Raw genomic sequence first — 23,915 nt, forward strand, 5'->3', positions numbered from 1 at the left:
CGACACTCACTCACCCAGCACCATGTACAACCGGGTGCCGTGCGGCCGGAAGCCAACCCGCTCGTAGATGCGCCGGGAGTGCTCGCTCTCGTACTCCAGCCAGACGGAACCGGCCCCTCGGGCGAAGAGGGTCCCGGCCAGTGCGGCGGTGACGGTGGCGGCGATGCCCTGCCGCCGGAAGGCGGGACGGGTGCCGACGCCCGCGAGTTCGGCGGTGCCGACGGAGGGGGCGGAGCAGGTGGCGGCACCGGCACAACTGCCGTCCGGAGCACGGACGAAGCGGACGGCCCCGCCACCCGACTCGATCCGCCGCATCCTGACCGCGCCGGCGGCGGAGGCGTCGCCGCCGTACACCTCGCAGAGGGCGGCGTCGACGGCCGCGAACTCGGCGTCCGTGGAGGGGACTTCGACAAGATGACCGGTGCCCGTCGGCACGGCGAGCGTGTCAGGGGTGCACACCAGATACGAATGCACCGCTTCGGTCGTGAACCCCGCACGCCGAAGGGCGCCCTCGACCGCCGGAGCCCCGTCGGGGGCGAACTCCAGCCGGGGCACGAGCCCGCGCGCACGGAACGCGCCGATCAGGTCGGCGACGTCCCGGGAGGTGGGGCGGGCGCCGGGGAGAGGGGTGGCGTAGTTGAGGAAGGGGCTGCGGGTGGAGGGGTCGAAGCCCGCGACGAATCCGCCGATTTCGAGGGGTTCGGGGCGACGGCGGAGGTTGTGCACGGCGAAGCTCTGGACGTTGGTGTCCATGGTGGAAATGACCTCACGAAGGTGGACGGCGTGTGTACGGGACGGTTGATCACGTCCGCCGTACGCCACTGAGCGCGCGCGGGGCCTGGAAGGCGGGGCGACGGTCAGGGCCGACGGCGGGCACGGGGGCTCGCCGCGTTCATTGGCGTCAGTCCTTCGGAGATGCGGTGGCCCGGGAATCGGGCTGCGGGCACGATCTCATGCGCGGCGCTGCACGGGCAAGGGGATTGCGCGGGGCACCCACCCGGGGGGATGGCTGCCCGAAGGGCATGCCATCAGGGGCGCGGGGCTGTGTCGATTTGCGGCTCCGCCGCGTGGGCGCGACCAGCCACGACGCACCCGCACAGGACCGGGGCCACGAACCAACCCGCACGGGACCGAGACCACCCACGCCCCCGCACGGAACAAGAACCCCACCCCCGCCCAGCCTCGCGAGTTTAGGTGAAGGGGTGGGTCTGGGGCGGCCCGCCGCAGGCGAAACCAGGAGCAAGGAGCCCCACCAACAACCGCCGAACCGTGTCCACGAACAAGGCCGAAGCATCCACCCCCACCTCCCCCGAAAGCGCATCGCGCACATGCGGATGCCCCTCCGCCGCCCGCACCAGATACGCCGCCTGCGCCGCCCCCCTGCCCTCCGCCCCCACCTGAAGCTCCACCCTCGCAAACTGCGCCACCACCGCATTCACCAACGCCACCACCTGAAGCTTCACCGGCCCCGGCAGGGCCACCGGAGCCAGCGCCGCCAGCACATGCTCCAGGTGATCCACCCCCCGCGGCCCCAGCCGCAACGGCTCGGGCGGCAGGTCGACGAGCCACGGATGCCGCAGGTGAAGCTCCTTGACCCGAACGGCGAGCGCGGTGAGGTCGGCCACCGGGTCCCCTGTGAGCGCCTCCTCCCCGACTTCCGCGACGACCGCGTCCGCCATGAGGTCGAGCAGGTCGTCGCGCCCGGCGACGTACCGGTAGAGGGACGCCTGCCCGGTCCCCAGCGCCTGGGCGACCTGACGCATGGAGACCGCCGCGAGGCCCTCCCGGTCCGCCAACTGAACTGCGGCAGCGGCCAGTTCGGCACGGCTGCGCACGGCGGCGGGCCCTCGGGACCCCCGCTCGGGCCGGTCCCAGACGGTGGTCTGCTCCTGCGGCACTGGCACTCCTCCTGACATCCGGCTCCCCTTCCGGAACGGGATCCGGATGCCCTATCCTAAAACTGCGAACACCGATCGCAGTTTCTGAGTCCGACCAAGAATCCGACCGAGAGACGAAAGCAGGCATCCCATGACCCCGCCCTCCCCCTGGGGCCCCCTCCGCTGGGCCACCAACGGCCCCGTCCGCCTCGCCTTCGACGAATGGACGGAACCCACCGAACAAACCACCCCGACAAACCCGGCCGAACCCCTCCTCCTCGCCACCGGCCTCGGCGCCAACCGCTTCTGGGTGCCCGACGGCCTCTGCCGCCTCCTCGCCGCCCACGGCTTCACCGTCGTCCGCTACGACCAGCGCGACGGCGGCCAGTCCACCCACCTGCCGCCCACCGAGGCCCGCAACCCCATCGCCGCCCTGTTCGCCAAGCGCCAGACCGCGTACACCGCCGAGGACATGGCCGACGACGCCATTGCCGTACTCGACGAACTGGGCTGGGAATCGGCCCACTTGGTCGGCGTCTCGCTGGGCGGCGCGATCGTGCAGCGCGTGGCGCTGCGCCACCCGGAGCGGGTGCGCACGCTCACCACCATGGCCTCGGTGCCGGGCGACGTCGCGGGGCTCAAGGCCCTTCCGTACATCAGGCTCGGCACGCTCGCGAAGTTCGCCCGGCTGAAGTTCCCGGACACCCCGGAGGGGACGATCGCGGCGGGCGTCGAGGTGACCCGCCTGCTCGCCTCCCCGCAGCGCCCCTTCGACCCGGCGGTCACCCGCAGGGCCGTCGAGGCCAACCCGGACGCCGGGGTGTACGACGGGGAGGCGCAGAGCCGCCAGATCGGGGCGCAGTGGCACGGTCCGCCGATCAGCGGCATCACCCGCCCGCTGCTCGTCCTGCACGGCGAGGACGACCCTCTGATCAAGCCCCGCGCGGCGAAGGCCATCGCGTCCCGGGTGCCCGGCGCCCGGATGGTCCCGCTGCCCCGGGTCGGCCACGAGGTGCCGGAGCCGTCGTGGGAGCGGATCGTGGCGGAAATCCGGCAGCTGGCGACGCGACAGGCCGCGTAGGGGCAGGGTGCGCAGGGCCTGGGTGCGGAAAACCTCACCCGGGCCGACGGCAACCCTCATACCGGCGCTGAGCTGCGATTCCTAGCGTGGAAGGCGGTCGGGGCGAAGGGCTCCGGCCGCAGACCCCGGGAGCCGCCGTGCACCACACCGTCCTCACCATGTCGCCCTCGCCCGAACCCGCCGACGGGATCGCCGGATGGGCCGCCGGGCTCGTCGAGACCCTGGGCGGGCCCGGGGCCGGGGCGGCCATCGCGCTGGAGAACCTCTTCCCGCCGCTGCCGAGCGAGGTGATCCTCCCGCTGACCGGTTTCGCCGCCGGGCAGGGGACGATCACACTCGCCTCGGCACTGTTCTGGACCACGCTCGGCTCGGTGGTGGGGGCGGTGGTCCTGTACTGGCTGGGCCTGCTGTTCGGGCGGGACCGCATGCACGCGGTGTGGGCGCGGCTGCCGCTGGTGAAGCCGGGCGACCTGGAACGCACGGAGGTGTGGTTCGCGCGGCACGGGACCAAGGCGGTGTTCCTGGGCCGCATGGTGCCGATCTTCCGCAGTCTGGTGTCCGTACCCGCCGGAGTGGAACGGATGCGGCTGCCGGTGTTCGTCGTGCTCACCACTCTGGGCAGCCTGATCTGGAACTCGGTTCTGGTACTCGCCGGTTACTGGCTCGGCGACGGCTGGGAGGTCGTGGAGTCCTCGGTGGGGGTGCTGTCGAAGGTGGTGCTGGTGCTGGTCGTGGTGGCTGTCGGGGTGTACGTGGCGGTACGGGTCCGGAACCGCTCGGCGGGGGCCAGGCACCGGCGGGCGTCGTGAGGCGGGACGCGGGCGGAACAGCCTCCCGGGGGTGGCCCCCCGGGACGCCCCCCGGTGATCTTGCCGGTGCCCGCGCCGGCGGGCTAGGCTCGGTCCCCGTGCAGTCCTCCGGTACGGGTCAACAGGGCGCCGCCACCGGGGAGTTCACCGCCACCCCCTGGCCGCGCCGCGCCCTCGGCACCCTCGCCGGATGCGGCACGGCCCTCCTCCACGCGGGGTACTTCCTCCTCGCCGGCACACCCCTCGCCCCCTTCCTCCTCTGGCCCCGCACCCGTACCACCGCCCTCGGCGTGCTGCTCGGCGGGGCCCGCCGGCTGACGGGTCTGGAGCGCGGCCGCCGGTCCTCCTTCTTCGGGGACCGCTTCCCCGCCCCCGCCGGGCCGCCCGGCCCCGAGGCCCTGCGCTACCTGGCCGTCCGCACCGGCACGGGCCTGCTCCTCACTCTGGTACTCGCACTCCTCCTCTTCGGCGTCGTCCTCGCCGGAATCCTGGCCCTCCGCGCGGTGCAACTCTCGCTCGGCGTGGGCCAGTTGGTGTCCCAGGCAGCCCTGGGCGGAGTGCTCCTGTTCCTCGATGTACAGGGCCTGTACGCCCTGGCCGCACTGGACACCCGTACCGCACACGCCTTCTTCGGACCGTCCGAGCGGGAACTCCTCCAGCGCCGCATCGACGAACTCGCCACCAGCCGGGCGGCCGTCGTCGCCGCCGTCGACACCGAGCGCCGCCGCATCGAACGCGACCTCCACGACGGCATCCAGCAGCGCCTCGTCGCCCTGTCCATGCTGCTCGGCCGGGCCCGCCGGGGCCGCGCCCGGGACCCCGAACGCGCGGACGCCCTGCTCACCCAGGCGCACCAGGAGACCCAGGACGTCCTCGCCGAACTGCGCGAGGTGACCTGGCGGGTCTACCCCTCCGCACTGGACACCCTCGGGCTCCAGGAGGCGCTGGGCGGGGTGTCGGAGCGGTGCGCCCTGCCCGTACGCACGGAGTACGACGTGGACAGGCCACTCCCCCAGCCGGTACGGACGGCCGCGTACTTCGTCATCTCGGAAGCGGTGACCAACGCGGCCAAGCACGCACAGGCGTCGAAGATCGGCGTACGTGTCCAACTCCTCTCCTACACACTCCACTTGACGATCACCGATGACGGCCGGGGCGGGGCGGACCCCGCCGGCGGCGGGCTGACCGGGCTGCGCAGCCGGGTGGCCGCGTGCAACGGCGTCCTGCGCATCGACAGCCCCGCCGGGGGTCCGACCACCATTGCCGCGGAGCTGCCGTGCACGTGATGATCGCCGAGGATTCGACGCTGCTGCGCGAGGGCCTCGTACGCCTGCTGATGGAGGAGGGCCACGAGGTGCCCGCCGCCTGCGGGGACGCGGTGTCGCTCCTCGCGGAGATGGAGGCGGGCCGCCCCGACCTCGTCGTCCTGGACATCCGGATGCCGCCGACGCACACGGACGAGGGCCTGCGTGCGGCGCTGGAGATCCGGGAACGATGGCCGGAAGTAGGGGTACTGGTCCTCTCCCAGCACATCGAGCGCCGGTACGCGGCGCAGCTGCTGGACGCGGGGGCGAAGGGGGTCCCCCCTGCTCGAGCGGAGCCGAGAGCTTGGGGGAGAGTCGGCTATCTGCTCAAGGACCGGGTCGGTCAAGTGGAGGAATTCCTCGACGCGTTGGAGCGGGTGCACGCCGGGGGAACGGTGCTGGACCCGGAGGTCGTACGACAGCTCGTCCTGCGTACGACCCACGGCGACCCCCTCGCCCGCCTGACCCCGCGCGAGCGAACGGTGCTGGAGGCACTGGCCGAGGGCCACACCAACACGGCCATCGCGCGGAAGCTGCACCTGTCGCTGAGCGCGGTGGAGAAGAACCTGGCCGCCGTCTTCGACAAGCTGGACCTCCCCCAGGAGGGCGGCTACAACAGACGGGTCCTCGCAGTCCTGCGCTACCTGGAGTCGTAGCCGGACGCAGCTGTCGGCATGCCGTCGAGGGCGCGTCGGTGACGTGTCGGCGGCTGCTGAGAGCGTGGGCCGCATCACCGTCTTCGCACGTGAGAGGCCCCTCACCATGTCGTACACCCCATCCCAAGCCCCCTGGGACGTCCACCGCCTGCCGCGCGCGGACGACCGCATCGTCCTGGTGACCGGCGGCAACGCGGGCATCGGCTACTTCACCGCCGAACAGCTCGCGGCGACCGGCGCGACCGTCGTGCTGGGCTGCCGGAGCGCGGCGAAGGCCGAGGCCGCGACCGCTTCGATACGTTCACGGGTCGCCGGTGCCCGGGTGCGGGGCGTCCGGCTGGACCTGGCGGACCTCGCCTCGCTGGGCAAGGTCGCGGGGGCGCTCGGGGTGGAGCGGCTCGACGCGGTGGTGCTCAACGCCGGGGTCGCGCGGGACGATCCGCCGCGCGAGGAGACCGCGGACGGCCACGAGCTGATGTTCGGCACGAACCACCTGGGGCACTTCGCGCTCACGGCCTGGCTGATGCCGCTGCTGACGGCCGCTCCGGCGGGACGCGTGGTCACCGTGGGAAGTTTCGCGGCGAAGTCGGAACGGCTGGACCTCGACGACCTCCAGTCCCGTCGGGACTACGCGCCCAAGCGCACCTACGGGCGCTCCAAACTCGCACAGATGCACTTCGGCCTCGAACTCGACCGCCGGCTGCGGTCCTTCGGCAGCAGCGTGACGAGCGTGGTGGTGCACCCCGGGGGCGCGCTGGACTCCCTGACGCCGTCCCGGCCGCCGGTCCACGTCCGTACGGCAGGTGCACGGGTGGGAGCGGCACCGGCGGCACTCCTCGTCCAGGGCAAGGACGCGGGGGCGTGGCCGGCGGTACGGGCGGCACTGGATCCGTCGGTGCACGGCGGCGAGCTGTGGGGGCCCCGCGTCTTCGGCCTGCGCGGCGAACCACGGCGCGAGCGGCTGTGGGAGCACTTGGCGGACGTCCCGACGGCAGGACGCCTGTGGGCGACGAGCCGGGAGCTGACCGGGGTCGATCCGGCCTGAGCTCGCTCTGTGCACGGGTGCGGGAACCGCTCAGTGCACGGCCTCGTCGAGGAGCCCCGACGCGACGTCCGCCGCAGCGCGGACGAACTCCCGCACGCTCTTGGCCGTGTTGTCCTCCCGCCAGATCGGCCCCCGCTCGATCGGCGGGGCGTCCCGCAGGGGTACGTAGGCCACGTCCGGGCGGGGGTAGTAGTGGCGGGAGTGTTCGCCCACGGGCAGGACGCCGCGGCCCATCGCGACCAGGGTCAGCATCTCGGAGAAGGAGCCGCCGGCCGGGCCCTTGGGGACGGGGCGGCCCGAGGGGGTGAAGTCCGGGGTGCGGTCCCGTTTGAAGCCGGCCGAGGTGACGTCCGGGTACTGGACCACCGGGTGGTCGGCGAGCGCTTCGAGGGAGAGCGACTCCTCGCGGGCGAGCGGGTGGCCGGCGGACACGGCCAGGACGCGGTTCTCGGTGAGCAGGACCGGGCCGCGGGCCATCCCGTCGAAGGGGTACGAGGCGATCAGGACGTCGATCGAGCCGTCCACCAGGCTGGAGCGGGAGTTGGCGAGCTGCACCTCCCGTACGTCGACCCGGCAGTCGGGGTGGCGTTCGGTGAAGAGCGCCACCACCTTGAGGAGCGGCGGCGCTGTCCACTCGCCGAGGAAGGCGACCCGCAGTTCGCCGGTGACGCGGCGGCTGGCCTGGGACGCCCTGCGCAGGGCATCCTCCATACCGGCGACCAGCGGAGCCAGGTCGTCGGCCAACTGCCGCCCGACGGGGGTGAGTCGGACCGTCCTGCTGGTCCGCTCGAACAGCGGGCCGCCGACCCGCCGCTCCAGCTTCTTGACCACCTGGCTGACCCGGCCGGTCGTGATGTGCAGGTGCTCGGCGGTACGGCCGAAGTGCAGCTGCTCGGCGAGCGTCAGGAACGTCTCGATCTCCACGCGCTCCAGCACGAGCCCCCCCGTTCGTTGAATCTGGCTCAACGATCGTATGGCAATCCGGCGTTGATCGCGTACGGCTCCCGGCGGATCGTAGAGACCGCAAGAACATCCGCCCCACGCACGCACCGACCCAACGAAGGAACACCGTGAACCTGCACATCAAGGCCTTCGACCACCTCGTCCTCAACGTCTCGGACGTCGAGAAGTCCCTGGCCTTCTACGCCGGACAGCTCGGCCTGGAGCCGGTGCGCGTCGACGAATGGCGGGCCGGGAAGGTCCCGTTCCCGTCGCTGCGCGTCACCGCCGAGACCATCATCGACCTCATGAGCCGCCCCCGGGGCGAGTCCAACGTGGACCACATCTGCCTGACCGTGGAGCCGCTGGACTGGGCGGAGTTCATCGCCTCGGGGGCCTTCACCGTCCTCGAAGGCCCCGTCGACCGCTTCGGCGCGCGGGGGACCGCCACGTCGGTGTACGTCCAGGACCCGGACGGCAACACGGTGGAGCTGCGCTGGTACCCGCAGGACGCGGCAGCCTGACGGCTTTCCTTCCGCTTCATTCCGCGAAGCAGCCTGACCGCCTTCATGCGGCAGCCTGTCCGCTTTCATGCGGCAGCCTGTCCGCTTTCACTCCGCGAACAAGCCCAGCGCCTCCCCCAGGGGCGCCGTCAGCTCCAGGGTTTCGAGCACGGTGAGCAGTTGCCGCTCCTCGTACCGGAAGTGGTTCTCCATGATCGCGCCGATGCCTTCGAGGTGCTGGTCGAGCTCCTCGGGCGGCGCGGCCCGCGCGACGGCCGCGCGCAGGCCGCCGATCAGGTGGGCGATCATCGAGTGGTCCTGCTCCAGCGAACGCAGCACCGGGCGCAGTTCCGGGTGGGCTGCCGCGATGGCCGGGAAGAGGGTGCGGTCCTCGCCCTGGTGGTGGCCGTCGAGAGCGGTGCAGAAGCCGTGGCAGTACAGCAGGAGTTCACGGGTTGCGGCTTCGCCGGGGGTGCCCGTCGCGAGGGACGCGCGGGTCAACGACAGCGCTTCCCGCATCTTCTGGTGCACCCGGCGGATTTCCTGGCTCCAGGCCACGAGCCTGGTCGTCTCGCGCTCAGACACGCGAGAACGAAGGACGCGATGCGTACATCGACGGTCTCCTTCGGTTCGACGCCTCCATGCCTGACACGGTCTGCCACCGGCACGCGACGTTGATCGAACCCTAACCCCGCACGACAGGCCGCGGCCAGCCCCTTTCCCGAAGGCCCCCGCCGATCCCCGGAACAGGAAGATCCTCCTCCGCTCTTCCCATGGGCTTGCTCCACCATGTACCTTGCATCGCATGGAACCAGGTGAATCGACCAAGCAGGCGCGGGCAGCGGCCCAACTCCGCAAGGGCGTCCTGGAGTACTGCGTCCTCGCACTGATGCGGGACAGGCCCCGTTACGGCGTGGAACTCCTCCACGCCCTGGAGGAGTCCGGCGCACTGGCCACCAGCCAGGGCACGGTCTACCCCCTCCTTTCCCGGCTGCGCCGCGACGACCTGGTCACCACCACGTGGCAGGAGTCGTCCTCCGGGCCGCCCCGTCGCTACTACGCGCTCACCGACAGCGGCCGTGCCGCGCTGGAGGAGTTCACCCGCGTGTGGCCCGGGTTCCGCGACGCCGTCGACACCTTCCTCACCTCCCCCCACCTGCCCGGCACCCCCCACCACTCCCCCGGAGATCCCGCATGAAGACCACGTCCGACCTCGTGCACGACTACCTCGCCGCCGTCGAGCGCGAGGCGTCCGCGCTCCCCGCCGAGCGCCGCCAGGAACTCGTCGCCGACCTCGCCGAGCACATAGAGGTGACACGTGCCGAGCGCCCCGATGCGGAGGTCGGCCAGATCCTCGCGGAGCTGGGCGATCCCCGTACGATCGCGGCGACGGCACTGGCCGAGGCGGGCAACGCCCCCTCCTGGGGCACCCCGGCCCCGGCCGGCCCGCCCGCACGCCGGGGCAAGGTGCACCCGGTGGTCCCGCTCCTGCTGCTCACCCTCCCGCTCTTCGTCACGGCACTGGTCCCCGTCATGGACCTCGCCTCGCTCCTGTGCGGCCTGCTGCGGATCACGGGTGCGGTCCTGCTCTGTACGTCGGTGCACTGGACCGGCGTCCAGAAGACCGCCGGCGTGCTGCTCACCCTCGTGGTGCCGAGCACCGCCGTCCTCCTCTGGCAGGAGACGACCATCGCCCCGGCCGGCGACACTCCGGCACTCGTGGCCAACCTGGTGATGGTGGCCGTGGTGGCGGTCACGGCGGGGTGGCTCTGGCGGACCCGCCGCGCCTGAACCGCCGGCGGCGGACGAATGCCCCCGCCCGTGCTCAGCCGACCGCGACCTCCGCGAGGAAGTCGCCGATCAACTGCCCGAGCAGTTCGGGCCGTTCCAGGTGTACGTCATGCCCGGCGCCCTCGACGCACACCACCCGCGCCCCCGGGTGCCGCTCCAGCATTCCGTCGACCTCGTGCTGCGACATGAACCCTTCCTCCCCGCGGACGACCAGGGTGGGGCAGTCCACGCGCCCCCACTCCTCCCAGAAGGCGCGCAGGGCGTTCTCGGCCAGGGAGTCCACCATCACGTCCCGGTCGAAGCGCGGCCACCAGCCGCCGTCCCGCTCCTCCAGCCCGTCCGCCCACCCCTCGCCGACCGGCCCGCCGCCGAGGAAGCGGACGGCCTCCTCCCGGGAGGGGAAGGGCACGGGCCAGGAGTCGAGCCAGCCGCCGATCTCGCCCGGGGTCTGCGGGTTGGGCCCGCCGGGCCCCGCCTCCACGAGGACGAGTCCGCGGAAGCGCCCCGGGTGGGCGGCGGCGGCCAGCAGAGCGGTGTGCCCGCCGAGGGACTGGCCGACGAGTACGGGCCGGTCGAGGCCGAACCGGTCGGCGACCGCGAGGGCGTCGGCGACGTGGGCGGCCCGGGAGACGTCCCCGGGGCGGCGCTCGCTGCCGCCCTGGCCCCGCTGGTCGAAGGCGACGAGCCGAAGGGCGGGATCGAGGTGCCGGGCGAGCGGCTGCCACTCGCCGGAATGCCCGGCGAGCCCGTGCAGCAGCAGGAGGGCCGGGGCACCGGGGCCGCCCCGGCCCGTCGCCGTACCCGGCCGGTCCCGGCAGGCGAGTCGGACGCCGTCACGGACGAGCGGGGATGCGGACCAGGGCATGGCGGCGGGCTTCCTCACGGCGGCGTACGGGGGTGGCCCGCAGGCTACCTGCCGAGGTGAGGAGCTGGAGGGGCCGGGCCCGACGCCTGCCCGGCACAGAGGCGGAGCGGCTCGCAGGCTTCCCCCCCCCTTCCCCCTCCAGCACTCGGAAGTCAGCCGCGCTGCACGAGACTGCCGGTGCCGGTGCCGGGGCGGGCCGCGAGCCAACTCCGCCAGACGTGGACCGTGTTGGGCACCTCGGGGCGGTCGAGGAGCCGGAGGACGTAGCCGGCGTGCCGCCGCGCCCACGGGTCGTCGGACCGGGCGGCACTCTCCAGCCTGCCGCGCAGATCCTCACTGTCCACGGCGCGGGCAACACGCACGTACTCGCGGTCCTTGCAGCGGTATGCCCTCCGCACGACGATCTCGACCAGGTCGGTGAGCTTCGCCCTGACCGTCTCGTCGTGGCCCGCCACTGCCAGGCCCCGTATGAGGCCCTGCTTCGTGCCCCACGCCTTGGCGTGCCGGGTCCACTCCTGCGGATACCTCGCTTCCCACTCCAGGAAGAGGAGCGCGTAGGGCAGACCCTGCCAGCTCCCGACGGGTCCGGCCGGGCGGTTCCACAACGCGTCGGGCAGCGCATGCCTCCCGGCTTCGACGTACCTCCCGTACGCCTGACGGAAGGCCGGATCCTGCCACTTCTCCTGTCCGCCGCCCGGCAGCGTGGAGCGCCACACCTCGTTGTACCGGGCAAGGGCGTCCTGGACGTTCGCCCGCGCACGATCAAGACGGCGCAGTGCCGCCGCGCGCTCGGCCGGATCGTCGGCAATCAGCCCGAACGCCCAGCCGAGCCGCGCTTCCCATGCCTGGGCTTCATCGATTCCCACGCCCACCCCCGCGTCCGCTTCCACACGGCAGATCATCCCCCGGCCACGGGATTCAGTGCTCTGCGGGGGGCCGGGGGGCCGGGGAACTCACGGCATGTCGTACGGCCCGTTGACCCGCCCGTCGACCGGGAGCGTCAGCGCGAGCGCATCCAGCGCGCTCGCCGGAGCGATCAGGTTCGCGGTCCCGCCCCGTGGCACCGCGAGCCGGGGTACCCCGCCGAGGGCACCACCGGGCACGCGGGCGGCTACCGGCCGCCCTCCGGCACCGCCATGCCGCCGCTCCTCCTGGACGACGACGAGGCCACCGCCACCATCGCCCGGGACGGCGAAGGGCCCACCTGCGCACCGTGGCCGACCGCACCCTCCGGGCGACCGGCGGTCAGTAGGGTGCGAGGGCGCAACGCGCGTACTCCCCGACGAAACGAGGCCGAACCCGGATGCCCCCGAACGCCCACGTCGCCGACGGGTCCCTCGCTTCCCGCCGCGCCGTGCACACCGAGATCTCCGCCGCCCTCGCCCACCGCAGCGACCGCGCACTCGTGGAACTCCTGGAGAGGGCAGGGCAGTCGGGGCACGGCATCGGCGGGAAGACCGCCGTCCTGGAGCTCGCCGGCCGGCGTGTCTTCGTGAAGCGGGTCCCCCTCACCGCCCTGGAACTCCGCCCCGAGCACCACCGCTCCACCGCGAACCTCTTCGACCTGCCCGCCTTCCTGCACTACGGAGTCGGAGCGGTCGGCAGCCCGGGGTTCGGGGCCTGGCGGGAGCTCGCCGTGCACGCCATGACGACGGACTGGGCGCTCTCGGGCACATACGAGGGCTTCCCGCTCCTGCATCACTGGCGCGTGCTGCCCGACACGACTCAACTGCCCGACGAACTAGCGGACATCGACCGGGCGGTCGCGTACTGGGGCGGCGACACCCGCCTCCGCCACCGGATCGAAGCCCTCCGGGACTCCCCCGCGAGCCTGGTGCTCTTCCTGGAGCACGTCCCCCACAACCTGCACCAGTGGCTGGCCGAACAGACGGCCGCCGGGGAAACAACCACCGAGCGGGCCTGCGCGCTGGCGGAACGGGACCTGACCACCGGGATCTCCTTCATGGCCGCCCACGGCCTGATCCACTTCGACGCCCACTTCGAGAACATCCTCACCGACGGCCGCCGTCTCTACTTCACCGACTTCGGCCTCGCCCTGAGCGACCGCTTCGCCCTCTCCCCTGCCGAGGCCGCCTTCGCCGCCCGCCACCGTACGTACGACCACGCGTACGCAGTCTGGCACCTGGTGAGCTGGCTGGTCGCCGACCTGTACGGATCCGGGCCCGAGGAGCGCGCCGCACGCATCCAGGCGTACGCACGGGGCGAAACCCCCACCGGCGTCCCGGACCGCGTGGCCGCGCTCCTCACCCGCGACGCCCCGCTCGCGGTGCGGTACGGGGACTTCCTCGACCGCTGGCGAAAGGACGGCCGGGAAACCCCCTACCCCAACGAGGAGGTCCGTCGGCTCGCCGGCCAGGGGAAGCAGCCCCTCAGCCCTCCCTCCGGAGGATCAAGTCGCCTGCCCGCATGAGGACTTCGGTGCGGGTGCGGCCCCCGTGACCGGCGGCCAGCGAGTGGTGGCCGATCGCCACGCAGAAGGCGATCAGGCTGCGGGCCTCGATCTCGTCGGGGTCCTCGCAGAAGGTCGCGAACATCTCGCGCAGCAGGTCCATGCGGCGGTCGTCCACCCTGCGCAGCCGCGCGGCCACCGACTCGTCGCGGCGGGCCCAGTCCCGTACCGCCAGGTCGATCGGGAGCAGCCGGTCGTCAGAGAAGGTGAGCTTCCCGGCGAGCGTCGCCTTCGACCTCGGGTCGCCGCCCTCGCGCTCGACGCGGGCGATCACGTCGTCGGTGCACTCCCGCTCCCAGGTGTCGAGCATCGCGTCGAGCAGGGCCTCACGGTCGGCGAAGTACCCGTAGAAGCCGCCCTTGGTGACGCCGAGCCGCTTGGCCAGCGCCTCGACGCGGACGGCCGCCGGGCCGCCGTCGGCCAGGACCCGCAGGCCCTCCTCGATCCATGCGCCGCGCGGTGTGCGAGCCGCTCCCACGATGTGTCCCACCTCACTCGTCCACCGGATATACGCAACCGTACAACCGTCCTAGCCTGATGTTGTACGCAAGCGTATATCGGGGGCGGCGGACCGTACCCCGGCGCAGGAGAGGCGGCTCAGGCCATGAAACTTCCCCGTACCTCCCACACCGAACTCCCTTGGCGCATCCACGGCATCGCCCCCGACTTCGACGTCGAGGACGTCTGGTCCTTCCGCACCCCGGGCGCCGGGCCCGACGACTTCCCGGTGATGCTGCGCGCGATGCGCGAGGGCGGCCGACTCGACCAGCAGCCCGCCGCCGCCCGGTTCCTGTTCGCCGTGCGCTGGAAGCTGGGCGCGCTGCTGGGCTGGGACAAGGAGAGGGCGGGGCTCGGCGGGCGCGTGCGGCCGCTGCGGGACCGGCTGCCGGAGGAGTTGCGGGCCACGACGGAAGGCGTCGAGAAACAGGGCCCGTTCAGCCCCGTGTTCCAGTTGCCCGACGAGTGCGTGCTGGAGCTGGCGAACGGGACCGTGCACACGCTGATGCACCTGGGCTGGGTCCCGGCCGTCGTCGGCACGGGCGACCACGAGCTGCGGATGGCGGTGCTGGTCAAGCCCAACGGCCGGTTCGGGAAGCTGTACATGGGCTTCATCGCGCCGTTCCGGTACGCGGTGGTCTACCCGGCGCTGACCCGGATGTGGGAGGGCGCCTGGCGGGACCGCGAGCGGCTGCACACCGGGACCGACGGCACGACCGGCCAGCAGCGATGAGCGCCCGGCTCGTACGGACCGTCGTCCCGGCGACCCTGGCCGGGGCCCTGCTCGCGCGCGGCGTGGGCGGCTACGCCCTCAACAGGGGCTCCACGGAGGGCTTCCGCAAGTGGAACTCCGCCCTCTACTCCCCGCTGCGCTTGGGCCTCGCCGCCCTGGCGGGCACGGTCGCGGTCTCCGCCACCCGCCGCGCCTGCGGGCGCGGGTAGAACGCTCGTCCCATGCACCACCCCGCGAGCGACGGTAGAACGCTCGTCCCACTCACCGCACCGGCAGCACCAGCTTCCCCGTGGTGCGGAGGAAGAGACCGGGGAGGGCCCGGTGCTTCCAGTCGGTGGGGTTGAGCCCGCAGGCGTACCGCCGGACCTTCCGCTCGGCGTGACGGCGGGGCGGCCGTCACCGGTCCGCCCCGCCCCGTACCGCATCCGCCCGGATCAGACGACCCCGGAGTTCGTGATCGTGACGGGGGCCTTGGTGGTGCCCTCCGGGGAGCCCTGGGCCTCGGCCTTGCGGACGACGTCCATGCCCTTGACGACCTTGCCGAAGACGACGTGCTTGCCGTCCAGCCACGGGGTCGCGGCGGTGGTGACGAAGAACTGGGAGCCGTTGGTGTTGGGGCCGCTGTTGGCCATGGAGAGGGTGCCCGGCTCGGTGTGCTTCAGGGAGAAGTCCTCGTCCTTGAAGGTGTCGCCGTAGATGCTGCGGCCGCCGGTGCCGTTCCCGGCGGTGAAGTCGCCGCCCTGGAGCATGAACTCGGGGATGATCCGGTGGAAGGTCGAGCCCTTGTAGCCGTAGCCCTTCTCGCCGGTGGCCAGGGCGCGGAAGTTCGCGGCGGTCTTCGGGGCGACGTCGTCGCGCAGGGCGAATTCGATGCGGCCGGCGGACTTGCCGTCGATGGCCACGTCGAAGAAGACGTTCTTGCCCGGGGCGGCGGGCTTGCCCGACGTGGACTTGTCGGCGGCCTCGGGAGCGTCGGCGCCGGAGCAGCCGGTGAGGAGCGAGGCCGCCAGAAGGGCGGAGGAGAGGAGTACCGAGCGACGGCGCACGTGTGCGGGCCTTCCAGGTGAGAGCGAGTACGAGCGGTACATGTTCTCCCGGACCCGGCCGGTGTCCGAAATGGCACCACGCCGGTCACCCGGACGGTGTCCTCACCTGGTCGGCCCGCTCCCCGCCTTCAGCGCCAGCTGCCGGAGCAGATCGGCGGACGACGTGTCCGTACGACCCGAATCGTGCACCTCCGCCAACTGGTGGAAGGCGAAGGCGAACACGCTCACCAGGCGCGCCGTCGACCTCCGCAGCTCGCGTTCCTCCTCCTCGGAGAGCCCTTCCGGAAGCGCCCCCTCCAGGAGTTCGGCCACCAGCTGCCCGACCACCCGCCCGTCCGCCGGATCGTGCCCGTGCGCATCGTGCCCGAGCGGATCACGGTGGATGTCCCGGAACCACTCGCCACTCTGCGTCAGCACGCCGATCACCCGGGAGAGCATCTCTTGTTCGTTCATGGTCCGGAGCGTACGGCGATGCGCGCCGCCGTACGCCCCGAACCCGGGCGATCTCACACGGCAGGCTGCTGCTGCGTGACGCAGTGGATGCCGCCGCCGCCCGTACCGAGCCGGTCGATGTTCAACTGCTCGACCGTACGGCCCGGATAGAGGCGGGCGAGGGTGGCCTTCGCCGCCCGGTCGGCCGTGGTGTCGCCGAAGTGGGCGCTGATGACGGCCCCGTTGCAGAGGTAGTAGTTGGCGTAGGAGGCGAGGAAGTCGGGGTTGGTGGAGCGGATCTTGTCGTAGTCGGGGCCTTGCAGCTGCTGGACCGCGATCGGGGTTCCGCTTGCGGTCGTGGCGGTGGACAGGATGCGCTGCTGCTGGCGGGCGTCGCGGGCGTACGCGTCATTGTCCGAGGCGAGCGGCATCTGCACGAGTGCCTTGCCCGGAGCGAGGAAACGCGAGGTCGCGTCGACGTGGTCGTCGGTGATGTCCTGCCCGCGCACCCCGTCGAACCAGATCACCTTCGACGCCCCGTACGCGGTGCACATCGCCGCCGCCAGTTGCTGCTCTGTCTTCCCGGGGTTCCGGTTGCGGTTGACGAGACTGCTGCGGGTGGCCATGAGGGTGCCCGCGCCGTCCTGTTCGACGGCACCGCCCTCGCCGACGAGTCCGGCGCGGGTGTACGGGACGCCGACGTACGCGGCGATCCGCTCGGCCACCAGGGCGTCCTTGGCGTGGGTCTGCTTGTTGCCCCAGCCGTTGAAGCCCAGGCCGACGGCGTCGAGGCCGCCCGCCCCGTCCGTACGGAAGACGGGACCGGTGTCGCGCGTCCAGCAGTCGTCGACCGGGATCGTGGTGAGCACGGCCACCGAACTCCCGCACAGCGAACGGGCCTTGGCGGCGCTCGCCGGGTTGGCGCACATCACCACGGGCTCGTACTTGGCGACCGTACGGGCGATGAGCGCGATGTCGGCCTGGACGCCGCCCAGTTGCCCGCCCCAGATGCCCGTGCTGTCGGGCCAGGTCATCCAGGTGCGGGTGTGCCGGACCTCCTCGCCGGGGACCCGGAAGGCGGCTGCGGCGGCGGGCCGGGCGCTCGCGGAGCCGGTGGAGGTGCCCGCGAGGGCGGCTCCGGCGGCGGTCAGTCCTGCGGCGGCGAGGAAACGGCGGCGGTTGATGTCAGGTCGGTTCACGTGTGCCTCCTGAAGGGGCCGTGCCTGAAGGGTGGAATGTGCCTGACGGGACGTGCCTTGCGGGTGGTGCTGTACGGGCGGTGCCTTACGAGGTCGCACCCGACCGTTCCGACACCGCCAGCTCCTGCCGCGCCTCCGCGATCCGCCCCGGGTCCCAGCCCGGATGCGGTACGGAGTCCAGGAGCAGCCGCGTGTACGGGTGCTGCGGCGCGGCCAGCACGTCGGACGTGGGCCCCGCCTCGACGACGCGACCGTGGCGCATGACGAGGAGCTCGTCGGTGACGCACCGGACCACGCCGAGATCGTGGGTGATGAAGAGGTAGCCGATGGGGGTCTGTTCGCGGATGTCGGCGAGCAGGTTGAGGATCTGCGCCTGCACGGACACGTCCAGCGCGGCGACGGCCTCGTCGAGGACCAGCACCTCCGGCTCGACGGCGAGGGCCCGCGCGATGGCGACGCGCTGCCGCTGCCCGCCGGACAGCTGCCGGGGCAGCGCTTCGGCGGCCCGCGCCCCGAGCCCCACCTGGTCGAGGAGTTCCCGGATGCGCGGCACGGGGTCCCGCTCGGGGAAGTGCAGCCGCAGGGTTTCGCGGAGGACGTCCTCGGCGCTGGTCCTGGGGTCGAGGGAGAGGTACGGGTCCTGGAAGACCATCTGCACCTGGCGCGCCCCGGCCAGCCGCCGCGCCCGCCCCCGCAGTCGCGCGGGTCGCACTCGTCCCCGTACCCGGACCTCTCCCGCGTCGGCCGACTCCAGCCCGACGACGATCCGCGCGGTGGTGGTCTTGCCGGAGCCGGAGCCGCCGACGATGCCGAGGGAGGCGCCCTCGTTCAGGGTGAAGGACACGTCGTCGACGGCGTGGACGTCCCCGAAGGTGCGGTGCAGGCCACTGACCTGGAGGAGTGGCTCAGGCATCGGCGGGGGTCCCTTCTGCGACGAGCCGGTCGGTGTGGTGGCAGGCGGCGAGGTGTCCGGGCCGCGCGGGGTCGGGCAGGGGTTCGGGTGCGCGCTCGCGGCAGAGGCCGGTGGCGAGGGGGCAGCGCTCGGCGAAGGCGCATCCTTCGATCGTCGTACGGAGATCCGGCGGCTGCCCCGCGATGGCGGCGAGCCGCCCGCCCTGCGCGGTGGGGCGCGGGGTGGAGGCGAGGAGGGCGGCGGTGTACGGGTGCCGGGGCCCGGCGAAGAGGGTCTCGGCGGGGGCGGTCTCGGCGATGCGGCCCGCGTACATGACGTACACCCGATCACTGATGGCGGCGGCGAGGTCGAGGTCGTGCGTGACGAACAGCAGCCCGGTGCCGAAGCGCTCCCGCAGCTTGGTGAGCAGGGCGATGACCTCGGCCTGGCTGACGACGTCGAGGGCGGTGGTGGGCTCGTCGGCGAGGAGGAGTGACGGATCGCCCATGAGGGCGGCGGCGATCATGACGCGTTGCAGCATGCCGCCGGAGACCTGGCTCGGGTACTTGCCGAGGGCGGACGCGTCGAGGCCGACGGCGTCGAGGAGTTCGACGGCGCGGGCGGTCGCCGCCTCCTGTTTCGTGCCGGCCGCCCGGAGCCCCTCGGTGAGGAAGTCGCCGATGCGGCGCAGCGGGTTGAGGGCGGCGCGGGGGTCCTGGAAGACCATCGCGACATCGCCGGTGCGCAGGGCGCGCAGGCGGGCGGCGCTCATGGTGAGGGTGTCCTCGCCCTCCACGCGGACGGTTCCGGAGGCGATGGCTCCGGGCGGCAGCAGTCCGAGGGCGGTGCGGGAGGTGAGGCTCTTGCCGGAGCCGGACTCGCCGACGAGGGCGACGGTCTCGCCGGCCCCGACGGTGAGGTCCACGCCGTCGAGGACGGGCCGGGCGGTGCCGGGGAGGGTGAGCCGGAGGTCCTGGACCTGCAGGACGGGCACGGGAGTTGGGGTCACTTGTCTCTCCTGGCGACTCGGTCGGCCCAGCGCTCCCCGACCACGTTGAACGCGACGACGGTGAGCACGACGAGGACGCACGGCAGGATCGCGGAGAGCGGGTAGCCGTACTGGACTGCGGTCTGCCCGTCGAAGACCATGCGCCCCCAGTCGGGGGTGAGCGGCGGCACGCCGAGCCCGAGGAAGGACAGTCCGGCGAGGTCCATCAGCGCGTAGCCGAAGTTGACGGCGGACTGGGCGAGGACGACGGGGGCGATGTTGGGCAGGATGTGGCGCAGGCAGATCTGGAGCGCGGAGTGCCCTTGGACCTGGTAGGCGCTGACGTAGGGGCGGGCGCGTTCGGCGAGCACGAGCGACCGGGTGAGCCTGCTGACGTACGGCACGTAGGCGACGCCGAGTGCGGCGACGGGGGCGATCAGCCCTTCTCCGTACATCGCGATGACGAGGATCGCGAGCAGCACGCCGGGGAACGCGAAGACCAGCTCGGTGGACCGGGACAGCAGCGAGTCGACCCACCCGCCGCGCCACGCGGCGACCATGCCGACGGCGATCCCGGCGACGGTGGAGAAGACGACGACGCCGAGCGGTCCGAGGAGGGAGGTGCGGGCCCCGGCGATCAACCGGGAGAGGGTGTCGCGGCCGGCGACGTCGGCACCGAGGAGGTGCTCGCCGGAGGGCCCGGCGAGGGCGGAGCCGAGTTCGGCGGAGTTGGGGTCGTGGGGTGTGATCCAGGGCCCGACGAGGGCCGCGAGGACGACGAGACCGACGACCACGAGACAGGCGAGGTGGAGCGGGGAGCGGCCGGACGCGGCACGGAGTTTCGCGAGCCCGGGTCTGCGGGTGAGGGTGGCGGCGGTCATGCGGACCTGCCTTGTTCGCGAGCGGTCAGGGCATTCATGCGGCGGCGCTCCTCGTACCGAGCGTGATCCGGGGGTCGACCAGTGGCAGCACCAGGTCGACGAGCAGGTTGACAGCCATGAAGATGCCGACGATGAGCAGGGAGACGGCCTGGACGGTCGGGAAGTCCTTGGTGCTGGTGGACAGTTCGAGGAGCTGGCCGATGCCGCCGATGCTGAAGGCGGTCTCCACGAGGACCGTGCAGACGAGCAGGGTGGAGACGATGAGCCCGCCGGTGGTCAGCAGGGTGCCGAGCGAATTGCGCAGCACGTGCCGCCGGATGACGAGCCGCTCGGGCACTCCCCGGCTCCGCGCGACGGTAACGTGCTCGCTGTCGAGGGCTTCGAGCATGGCGGTACGGGTGACCCGGGCGAGCAGCCCGATCAGGTACAGCGCGAGCGCGACGGCCGGAAGGGTCAAGTGAAAGACCATGTCCCAGAACCCGTCACCTGCCCCGCTGCTCGGGAACCACCCCAACTGCACCGCGAAGAGCCCCTGAAGCAGCACGGCGGCGACGAAGGACGGCGTACCGATGGCGAGCGTGGTCGCGACGAGCACGGCGGAATCCACCGCTCCACCCCGCACGGCGGCAACCCGCCCGAGCAGCAGCCCGACCACGACGACCACCACGAGAGCCATCCCGACCAGCATCAACGTGGTCGGCAGCCGGTCCGCGAGGAGCCTGGAAACGTCGGTACGGTACGTCAGCGAGCGGCCGAAGTCCCCCTGGACGACGTCCCCGAGCCAGCGCACGTAGCGCAGCGCGAAGGGGTCGTCGAGGTGGTACCGGGCGTTGATCGCGGCGAGGGCCTGGGGCGAGGCGGACCGCCCGGAGAGCAGGAAGCTGGCGGGGCTGCCGGGTGCCAGGTACATGGCGCCGAAGACGGCGAACGAGGCGACGAGCAGCGTGAAGACCATCTCCACGAGCCGCCGCAGGGCGAATCTGCCGAAACCCAGGAGGCTTGCGACGCTCATGACGCGGCCCCCACTTCGGCGGCCCACGGGTAGTACATGTACGAGATGGTGGTGGGGGCGCCGGTGATCCTCTTGTTGAGGAAGACGGCGGTGGGCCACTCGGCGACCGGTATCCAGGGCAGTTGTTCGGAGGCGTGCCGCTGGAGCTCGGCGACGGTCTTCAGCCGTGCGCCACGGTCGTACGTCCCGACCGCACGGTCCACGAGCGCGTCGTACCGCTTGTCGCTGTAGCCGGAGAGGTTGAGGTAGGCGCCGGTCTTGAAGTTGGTGAGCAGGTCGAGCGGGTCGGTGATGGAGTCGTAGTACGTCAACGGGAACATGTCGATCCCGACGCGCGACTCCGGATCGGTGAAGAGCGCGGTGAAGGCATTGGGCGCGATGGACTTCAGCCGGACGTCGAGCCCGATGCGGCTGCCGGCGTCCTGGACGGCGGTGGCGAGGAGGGAGACGTCCTGGCCGATGGAGCTGGTGGCGATGGTGACGGTCTTGCCGGTCGCCCCCGCCTCCTTGACGAGCGCCCGAGCCTTCGCCAAGTCCCTTTTGGTGGACGGAAGTTGCCCGAACACGGACTTCATCGTCTCCGGGGACGCACCCGCCCAGGCCGCACGTGAGGTGACGGAATGCGTCGGGGTGCCCCCGCCGCCGAGCCCTGCGTACACGAACCCGGAGCGGTCGAGCGCGAGCGACAGCGCCCGGCGGACGCGCACATCGCCCAAGGCGCCCTTCATATTGGTGATCCCGAGGTTGACGGTGCTGAGGCCCTCGCCGAAGTACAGCTTCCCGACGCCGCTCTCCCGCAGCCGCTCGTAGCTCTCGGTGGGGATCAGATACCCGCCGTCCGCCTCACCGCTGAGCAGGGCGTTCGTACGGGAGGAGGCGTCGGTCAGGAACTTGAACACCACGTGCTTCGACTTGGCCCGGGCCCCCCAGTACCCCTCGAACCGGTCGAGCCGCAGCGACTGCCCCTTCTTCCACGTCCCGAGGGTGAAGGGCCCGGTGCAGGCGAGGCTGCCGGAGGTGCCGTAGTCCCGGCCGGCCTTCTCCACCCCGTCCTTGGAGGCGACGACACCGGCGGCGGTGGCCATGTACTGGGGAAACTGGGAATCCGGCTTCTTCAGCTTCACGGTCACCTGGAGCGGTCCGGACTTCTTCACGGAGGCGACGTTCTCGAAGTTCTCCGCCCAGGCGGCGGCGTTGTCGGGGTCGCGCTGCCGGTCGAGGCTGAAGACGACATCCTCGGGGGTCATGGTCCGCCCGTCGTGGAAGCGGACGCCGTCGCGGAGGTCGTACACCCAGGTGAGGGGGTCGGGCTGGGTGGCGCTGCGGGCGAGCCCGGGCTCCAGGGTGAGGGAGGGCGACCACCGCATGAGGCTCTCGCAGACGTTGGAGAGGACGGTGTTCTGCGGGTAGTCGAAGGCGACGGTGTAGTCGAGGGTGGGCGGCTCGGCGTACACGGCCCAGGTGAAGGAGTCGATCTCCCCGGCAGCACGGGGAGTGCCCTGGGAGAGCCCGACGGCGGCGGCGCGCGTGGCGGGCGGCCCGGCACAGGCAGTGACACCGAGCCCGAGCACCGCAGCAAGAACCACAATCCTGGACCGACATCGCCCCTCCGGAACACGGGGTGGTGGCATGGGTCCACCTCTCTCTGAGCCTGTAGGAACGCGCCCCGTCAGGGGCGCGGGGAACTGCGCGAGCAACCACAACGAACCCGCAGGGCAACCGCTCACCAAGCCGCACGGCGAGCGCTTTAGGGAAAGGGGCGGGTCAGGGGCCAAAACCGGGGGCCCGGGGGCAGCGCCCCCGGATTGAACAGCAACCCCCACTCACCCGCACCCAGCCCCACCTACCTCCCCGCAACCACCGGAACCTGCTGCGTAATGCAATGCACCCCACCCCCACCCCACGCCACCACCGGCGCCGCAACCCCCACGACCTCCCGCCCGGGATACGCCCCCGCCAACACCTCCAGCGCCGCCGCGTCCTCCTCCACCCCGGCCACGGGAACAACGACTCCCCCGTTCGCGACGTAGTAGTTCAGGTACGACACCTCGACCCGCACCCCCGCGACCTCCGCGAACACGGTCTGCGGAACGTCCACGATCTCCAGCCCCCGCCCCCGCGCATCCGTCGACGCCTCCAGCACCGCCCGGTTCGCCCGCATCCGTGCATAGTCCGGGTGCTCCGGATCATCGGGCAGGGAGACAACGACCTTCCCGGGCGCCGCAAACGCACAGACCCCGTCCACGTGCCCGTCCGTCTCCGTGTCGAGCAGCCCCCCGTACGGCAGCCAGATCACCTTCTCGACGCCGAGCTTCGCCTTCAGCTCCACCTCGATCTCGTCCCGCGTCATGCCGGGATTCCGGTTCGGGTGCAACAAACACTGCTCCGTGGTGATCAGCGTCCCCTCCCCGTCCACGGTGATCGCCCCGCCCTCCAGAATCATCTCGGAGCCGATCCGCTCCACCCCGAGGTGCTCCAGCAGCAGCCCGCTCACCCGGTCATCGGCGTCGAAGGGCGCGTGCTTCCGCCCCCACGCGTTGAACCGGAAGTCGACGCCGGCCCGCCGCCCCTGCCCGTCCAGCACGAAGAGCGGTGCCGAGTCCCGGAACCACGAGTCGTCCAGCGGCAGTTCCACCACCCGGACCCCGTCCTCCCCGCACCACGCGCGGGCGTCGTCCCCGAATCCGGGCGGAGCCACCATCGTGACGGGCTCGAACCGCCCGATCGTCCGCGCGACCTCCGCGTACTCCTTCTTCACGGCGTCCAGAACGCCTTCCCACAAATCCTCACGGGTGGGCCATGCCATCAGGCACCCCTCGTGCTCGGACCACTCTGCGGGCATACGGAATTCAGTCATCACTGCACTCATTTCACTGAAAAGGAATCTCTGAAAA

27 protein-coding genes and 1 pseudogene are annotated in these 23,915 nt (G+C 72.0%); 12 read left to right on the plus strand and 16 right to left on the minus strand.

Annotation, left to right across the window (positions count from 1 at the left end):
- Positions 1-6 precede the first annotated feature (6 nt).
- Positions 7-753, minus strand: a complete 747-nt coding sequence (locus IE269_RS15630) for a GNAT family N-acetyltransferase (RefSeq protein ID WP_189823547.1) — start codon at positions 751-753, stop codon at positions 7-9.
- Positions 754-1,190: 437 nt separating this feature from the next.
- Entirely contained in the window at positions 1,191-1,916 is a 726-nt protein-coding gene (locus IE269_RS15635; protein WP_189823548.1) for a TetR/AcrR family transcriptional regulator, read from the minus strand.
- Positions 1,917-2,028: 112 nt separating this feature from the next.
- Between IE269_RS15635 and IE269_RS15640 the strand changes: the two genes are divergently transcribed.
- The 5 genes from IE269_RS15640 (at position 2,029) to IE269_RS15660 (ending at position 6,772) form a co-directional block, all read left to right on the plus strand.
- Complete coding sequence (locus IE269_RS15640) at positions 2,029-2,958, plus strand: alpha/beta fold hydrolase (RefSeq protein ID WP_189823549.1); 930 nt, start codon at positions 2,029-2,031, stop codon at positions 2,956-2,958.
- Positions 2,959-3,116: 158 nt separating this feature from the next.
- Positions 3,117-3,767 (plus strand): DedA family protein, encoded by a 651-nt coding sequence (locus tag IE269_RS15645; RefSeq protein WP_189823867.1) that lies wholly within the window; start codon positions 3,117-3,119, stop codon positions 3,765-3,767.
- A gap of 98 nt (positions 3,768-3,865) precedes the next feature.
- Positions 3,866-5,053, plus strand: coding sequence for a sensor histidine kinase (locus IE269_RS15650; RefSeq protein WP_189823550.1), 1,188 nt, complete (start codon positions 3,866-3,868; stop codon positions 5,051-5,053).
- A complete protein-coding gene (locus IE269_RS15655) occupies positions 5,053-5,727 on the plus strand; it encodes a response regulator transcription factor (protein ID WP_189823551.1) in 675 nt (224 codons plus the stop codon). Before IE269_RS15650 ends, IE269_RS15655 begins: the two co-directional genes overlap by 1 nt.
- 106 nt (positions 5,728-5,833) lie before the next feature.
- Complete coding sequence (locus tag IE269_RS15660) at positions 5,834-6,772, plus strand: SDR family NAD(P)-dependent oxidoreductase (RefSeq protein WP_189823552.1); 939 nt, start codon at positions 5,834-5,836, stop codon at positions 6,770-6,772.
- A gap of 30 nt (positions 6,773-6,802) precedes the next feature.
- Here the strand turns inward: IE269_RS15660 and IE269_RS15665 are convergent, their stop codons facing one another.
- Positions 6,803-7,708 carry a LysR family transcriptional regulator gene (locus tag IE269_RS15665; RefSeq protein WP_189823553.1) on the minus strand — a complete coding sequence of 302 codons (906 nt, stop codon included), beginning with the start codon at positions 7,706-7,708 and terminating at the stop codon, positions 6,803-6,805.
- Positions 7,709-7,848: 140 nt separating this feature from the next.
- Here IE269_RS15665 and IE269_RS15670 point away from each other — a divergent pair, with 140 nt between their 5' ends.
- Positions 7,849-8,235, plus strand: coding sequence for a VOC family protein (locus tag IE269_RS15670; RefSeq protein ID WP_189823868.1), 387 nt, complete (start codon positions 7,849-7,851; stop codon positions 8,233-8,235).
- Positions 8,236-8,322: 87 nt separating this feature from the next.
- Here IE269_RS15670 and IE269_RS15675 read toward each other — a convergent pair whose 3' ends face one another.
- A complete protein-coding gene (locus IE269_RS15675) occupies positions 8,323-8,799 on the minus strand; it encodes a hemerythrin domain-containing protein (protein ID WP_189823554.1) in 477 nt (158 codons plus the stop codon).
- A 220-nt stretch (positions 8,800-9,019) separates the two neighbouring features.
- On the opposite strand from IE269_RS15675, the gene IE269_RS15680 reads away from it, so the two are divergent.
- Positions 9,020-9,412: a PadR family transcriptional regulator gene (locus tag IE269_RS15680; RefSeq protein WP_189823555.1), complete on the plus strand. Its 393-nt coding sequence runs from the start codon at positions 9,020-9,022 to the stop codon at positions 9,410-9,412.
- Entirely contained in the window at positions 9,409-10,005 is a 597-nt protein-coding gene (locus tag IE269_RS15685; RefSeq protein ID WP_189823556.1) for an HAAS signaling domain-containing protein, read from the plus strand. The genes IE269_RS15680 and IE269_RS15685 overlap by 4 nt, the downstream gene beginning before the upstream one ends.
- 34 nt (positions 10,006-10,039) lie before the next feature.
- Here the strand turns inward: IE269_RS15685 and IE269_RS15690 are convergent, their stop codons facing one another.
- On the minus strand, positions 10,040-10,870 hold the full coding sequence (locus IE269_RS15690) for an alpha/beta fold hydrolase (RefSeq protein WP_189823557.1): 831 nt from the start codon (positions 10,868-10,870) through the stop codon (positions 10,040-10,042).
- 152 nt (positions 10,871-11,022) lie between these two features.
- Positions 11,023-11,736, minus strand: coding sequence for a hypothetical protein (locus tag IE269_RS15695; protein WP_229897732.1), 714 nt, complete (start codon positions 11,734-11,736; stop codon positions 11,023-11,025).
- A gap of 207 nt (positions 11,737-11,943) precedes the next feature.
- Here IE269_RS15695 and IE269_RS43155 point away from each other — a divergent pair.
- Positions 11,944-12,048, plus strand: a pseudogene (locus tag IE269_RS43155) (DNA-binding transcriptional regulator); the annotation flags it as partial.
- Positions 12,049-12,173: 125 nt separating this feature from the next.
- On the plus strand, positions 12,174-13,301 hold the full coding sequence (locus IE269_RS15700) for a protein kinase family protein (protein WP_189823559.1): 1,128 nt from the start codon (positions 12,174-12,176) through the stop codon (positions 13,299-13,301).
- Here IE269_RS15700 and IE269_RS15705 read toward each other — a convergent pair.
- Positions 13,261-13,818 (minus strand): TetR/AcrR family transcriptional regulator, encoded by a 558-nt coding sequence (locus IE269_RS15705; RefSeq protein ID WP_189823560.1) that lies wholly within the window; start codon positions 13,816-13,818, stop codon positions 13,261-13,263. The two genes, IE269_RS15700 and IE269_RS15705, sit on opposite strands and share 41 nt — an antisense overlap.
- A 126-nt stretch (positions 13,819-13,944) precedes the next feature.
- Here IE269_RS15705 and IE269_RS15710 point away from each other — a divergent pair, with 126 nt between their 5' ends.
- Both IE269_RS15710 and IE269_RS15715 read left to right on the plus strand, forming a co-directional pair.
- On the plus strand, positions 13,945-14,571 hold the full coding sequence (locus IE269_RS15710) for a DUF2867 domain-containing protein (RefSeq protein ID WP_189823561.1): 627 nt from the start codon (positions 13,945-13,947) through the stop codon (positions 14,569-14,571).
- Positions 14,568-14,780 carry a DUF3995 domain-containing protein gene (locus IE269_RS15715; protein ID WP_189823562.1) on the plus strand — a complete coding sequence of 71 codons (213 nt, stop codon included), beginning with the start codon at positions 14,568-14,570 and terminating at the stop codon, positions 14,778-14,780. The genes IE269_RS15710 and IE269_RS15715 overlap by 4 nt, the downstream gene beginning before the upstream one ends.
- Before the next feature lie 225 nt (positions 14,781-15,005).
- Here IE269_RS15715 and IE269_RS15720 read toward each other — a convergent pair whose 3' ends face one another.
- The 9 genes from IE269_RS15720 to IE269_RS15760 all read right to left on the minus strand — a co-directional run bounded on the left by IE269_RS15720 (position 15,006) and on the right by IE269_RS15760 (position 23,878).
- Positions 15,006-15,473: a peptidylprolyl isomerase gene (locus tag IE269_RS15720; RefSeq protein ID WP_229897786.1), complete on the minus strand. Its 468-nt coding sequence runs from the start codon at positions 15,471-15,473 to the stop codon at positions 15,006-15,008.
- Between the two features lie 246 nt (positions 15,474-15,719).
- Positions 15,720-16,070 (minus strand): hypothetical protein, encoded by a 351-nt coding sequence (locus IE269_RS15725; protein WP_189823564.1) that lies wholly within the window; start codon positions 16,068-16,070, stop codon positions 15,720-15,722.
- 53 nt (positions 16,071-16,123) lie between these two features.
- On the minus strand, positions 16,124-17,248 hold the full coding sequence (locus IE269_RS15730) for an agmatine deiminase family protein (protein ID WP_189823565.1): 1,125 nt from the start codon (positions 17,246-17,248) through the stop codon (positions 16,124-16,126).
- 85 nt (positions 17,249-17,333) lie between these two features.
- Positions 17,334-18,161 (minus strand): ABC transporter ATP-binding protein, encoded by an 828-nt coding sequence (locus IE269_RS15735; protein ID WP_189823566.1) that lies wholly within the window; start codon positions 18,159-18,161, stop codon positions 17,334-17,336.
- Complete coding sequence (locus IE269_RS15740; protein WP_229897733.1) at positions 18,154-19,149, minus strand: ABC transporter ATP-binding protein; 996 nt, start codon at positions 19,147-19,149, stop codon at positions 18,154-18,156. Before IE269_RS15740 ends, IE269_RS15735 begins: the two co-directional genes overlap by 8 nt.
- The gene (locus IE269_RS15745; protein ID WP_189823567.1) at positions 19,146-20,009 is read right to left on the minus strand and encodes an ABC transporter permease; all 864 of its coding nucleotides are present in this window, start codon (positions 20,007-20,009) and stop codon (positions 19,146-19,148) included. Before IE269_RS15745 ends, IE269_RS15740 begins: the two co-directional genes overlap by 4 nt.
- Positions 20,010-20,043: 34 nt before the next feature.
- Positions 20,044-21,021, minus strand: coding sequence for an ABC transporter permease (locus IE269_RS15750; RefSeq protein WP_229897734.1), 978 nt, complete (start codon positions 21,019-21,021; stop codon positions 20,044-20,046).
- The gene (locus IE269_RS15755; protein ID WP_189823568.1) at positions 21,018-22,652 is read right to left on the minus strand and encodes an ABC transporter substrate-binding protein; all 1,635 of its coding nucleotides are present in this window, start codon (positions 22,650-22,652) and stop codon (positions 21,018-21,020) included. Before IE269_RS15755 ends, IE269_RS15750 begins: the two co-directional genes overlap by 4 nt.
- Before the next feature lie 212 nt (positions 22,653-22,864).
- Entirely contained in the window at positions 22,865-23,878 is a 1,014-nt protein-coding gene (locus tag IE269_RS15760) for an agmatine deiminase family protein (RefSeq protein WP_189823569.1), read from the minus strand.
- Between the last annotated feature and the right edge of the window lie 37 nt (positions 23,879-23,915).

Source organism: Streptomyces spiroverticillatus (genome assembly GCA_014650415.1).
GTDB lineage: Bacteria > Actinomycetota > Actinomycetes > Streptomycetales > Streptomycetaceae > Streptomyces > Streptomyces spiroverticillatus.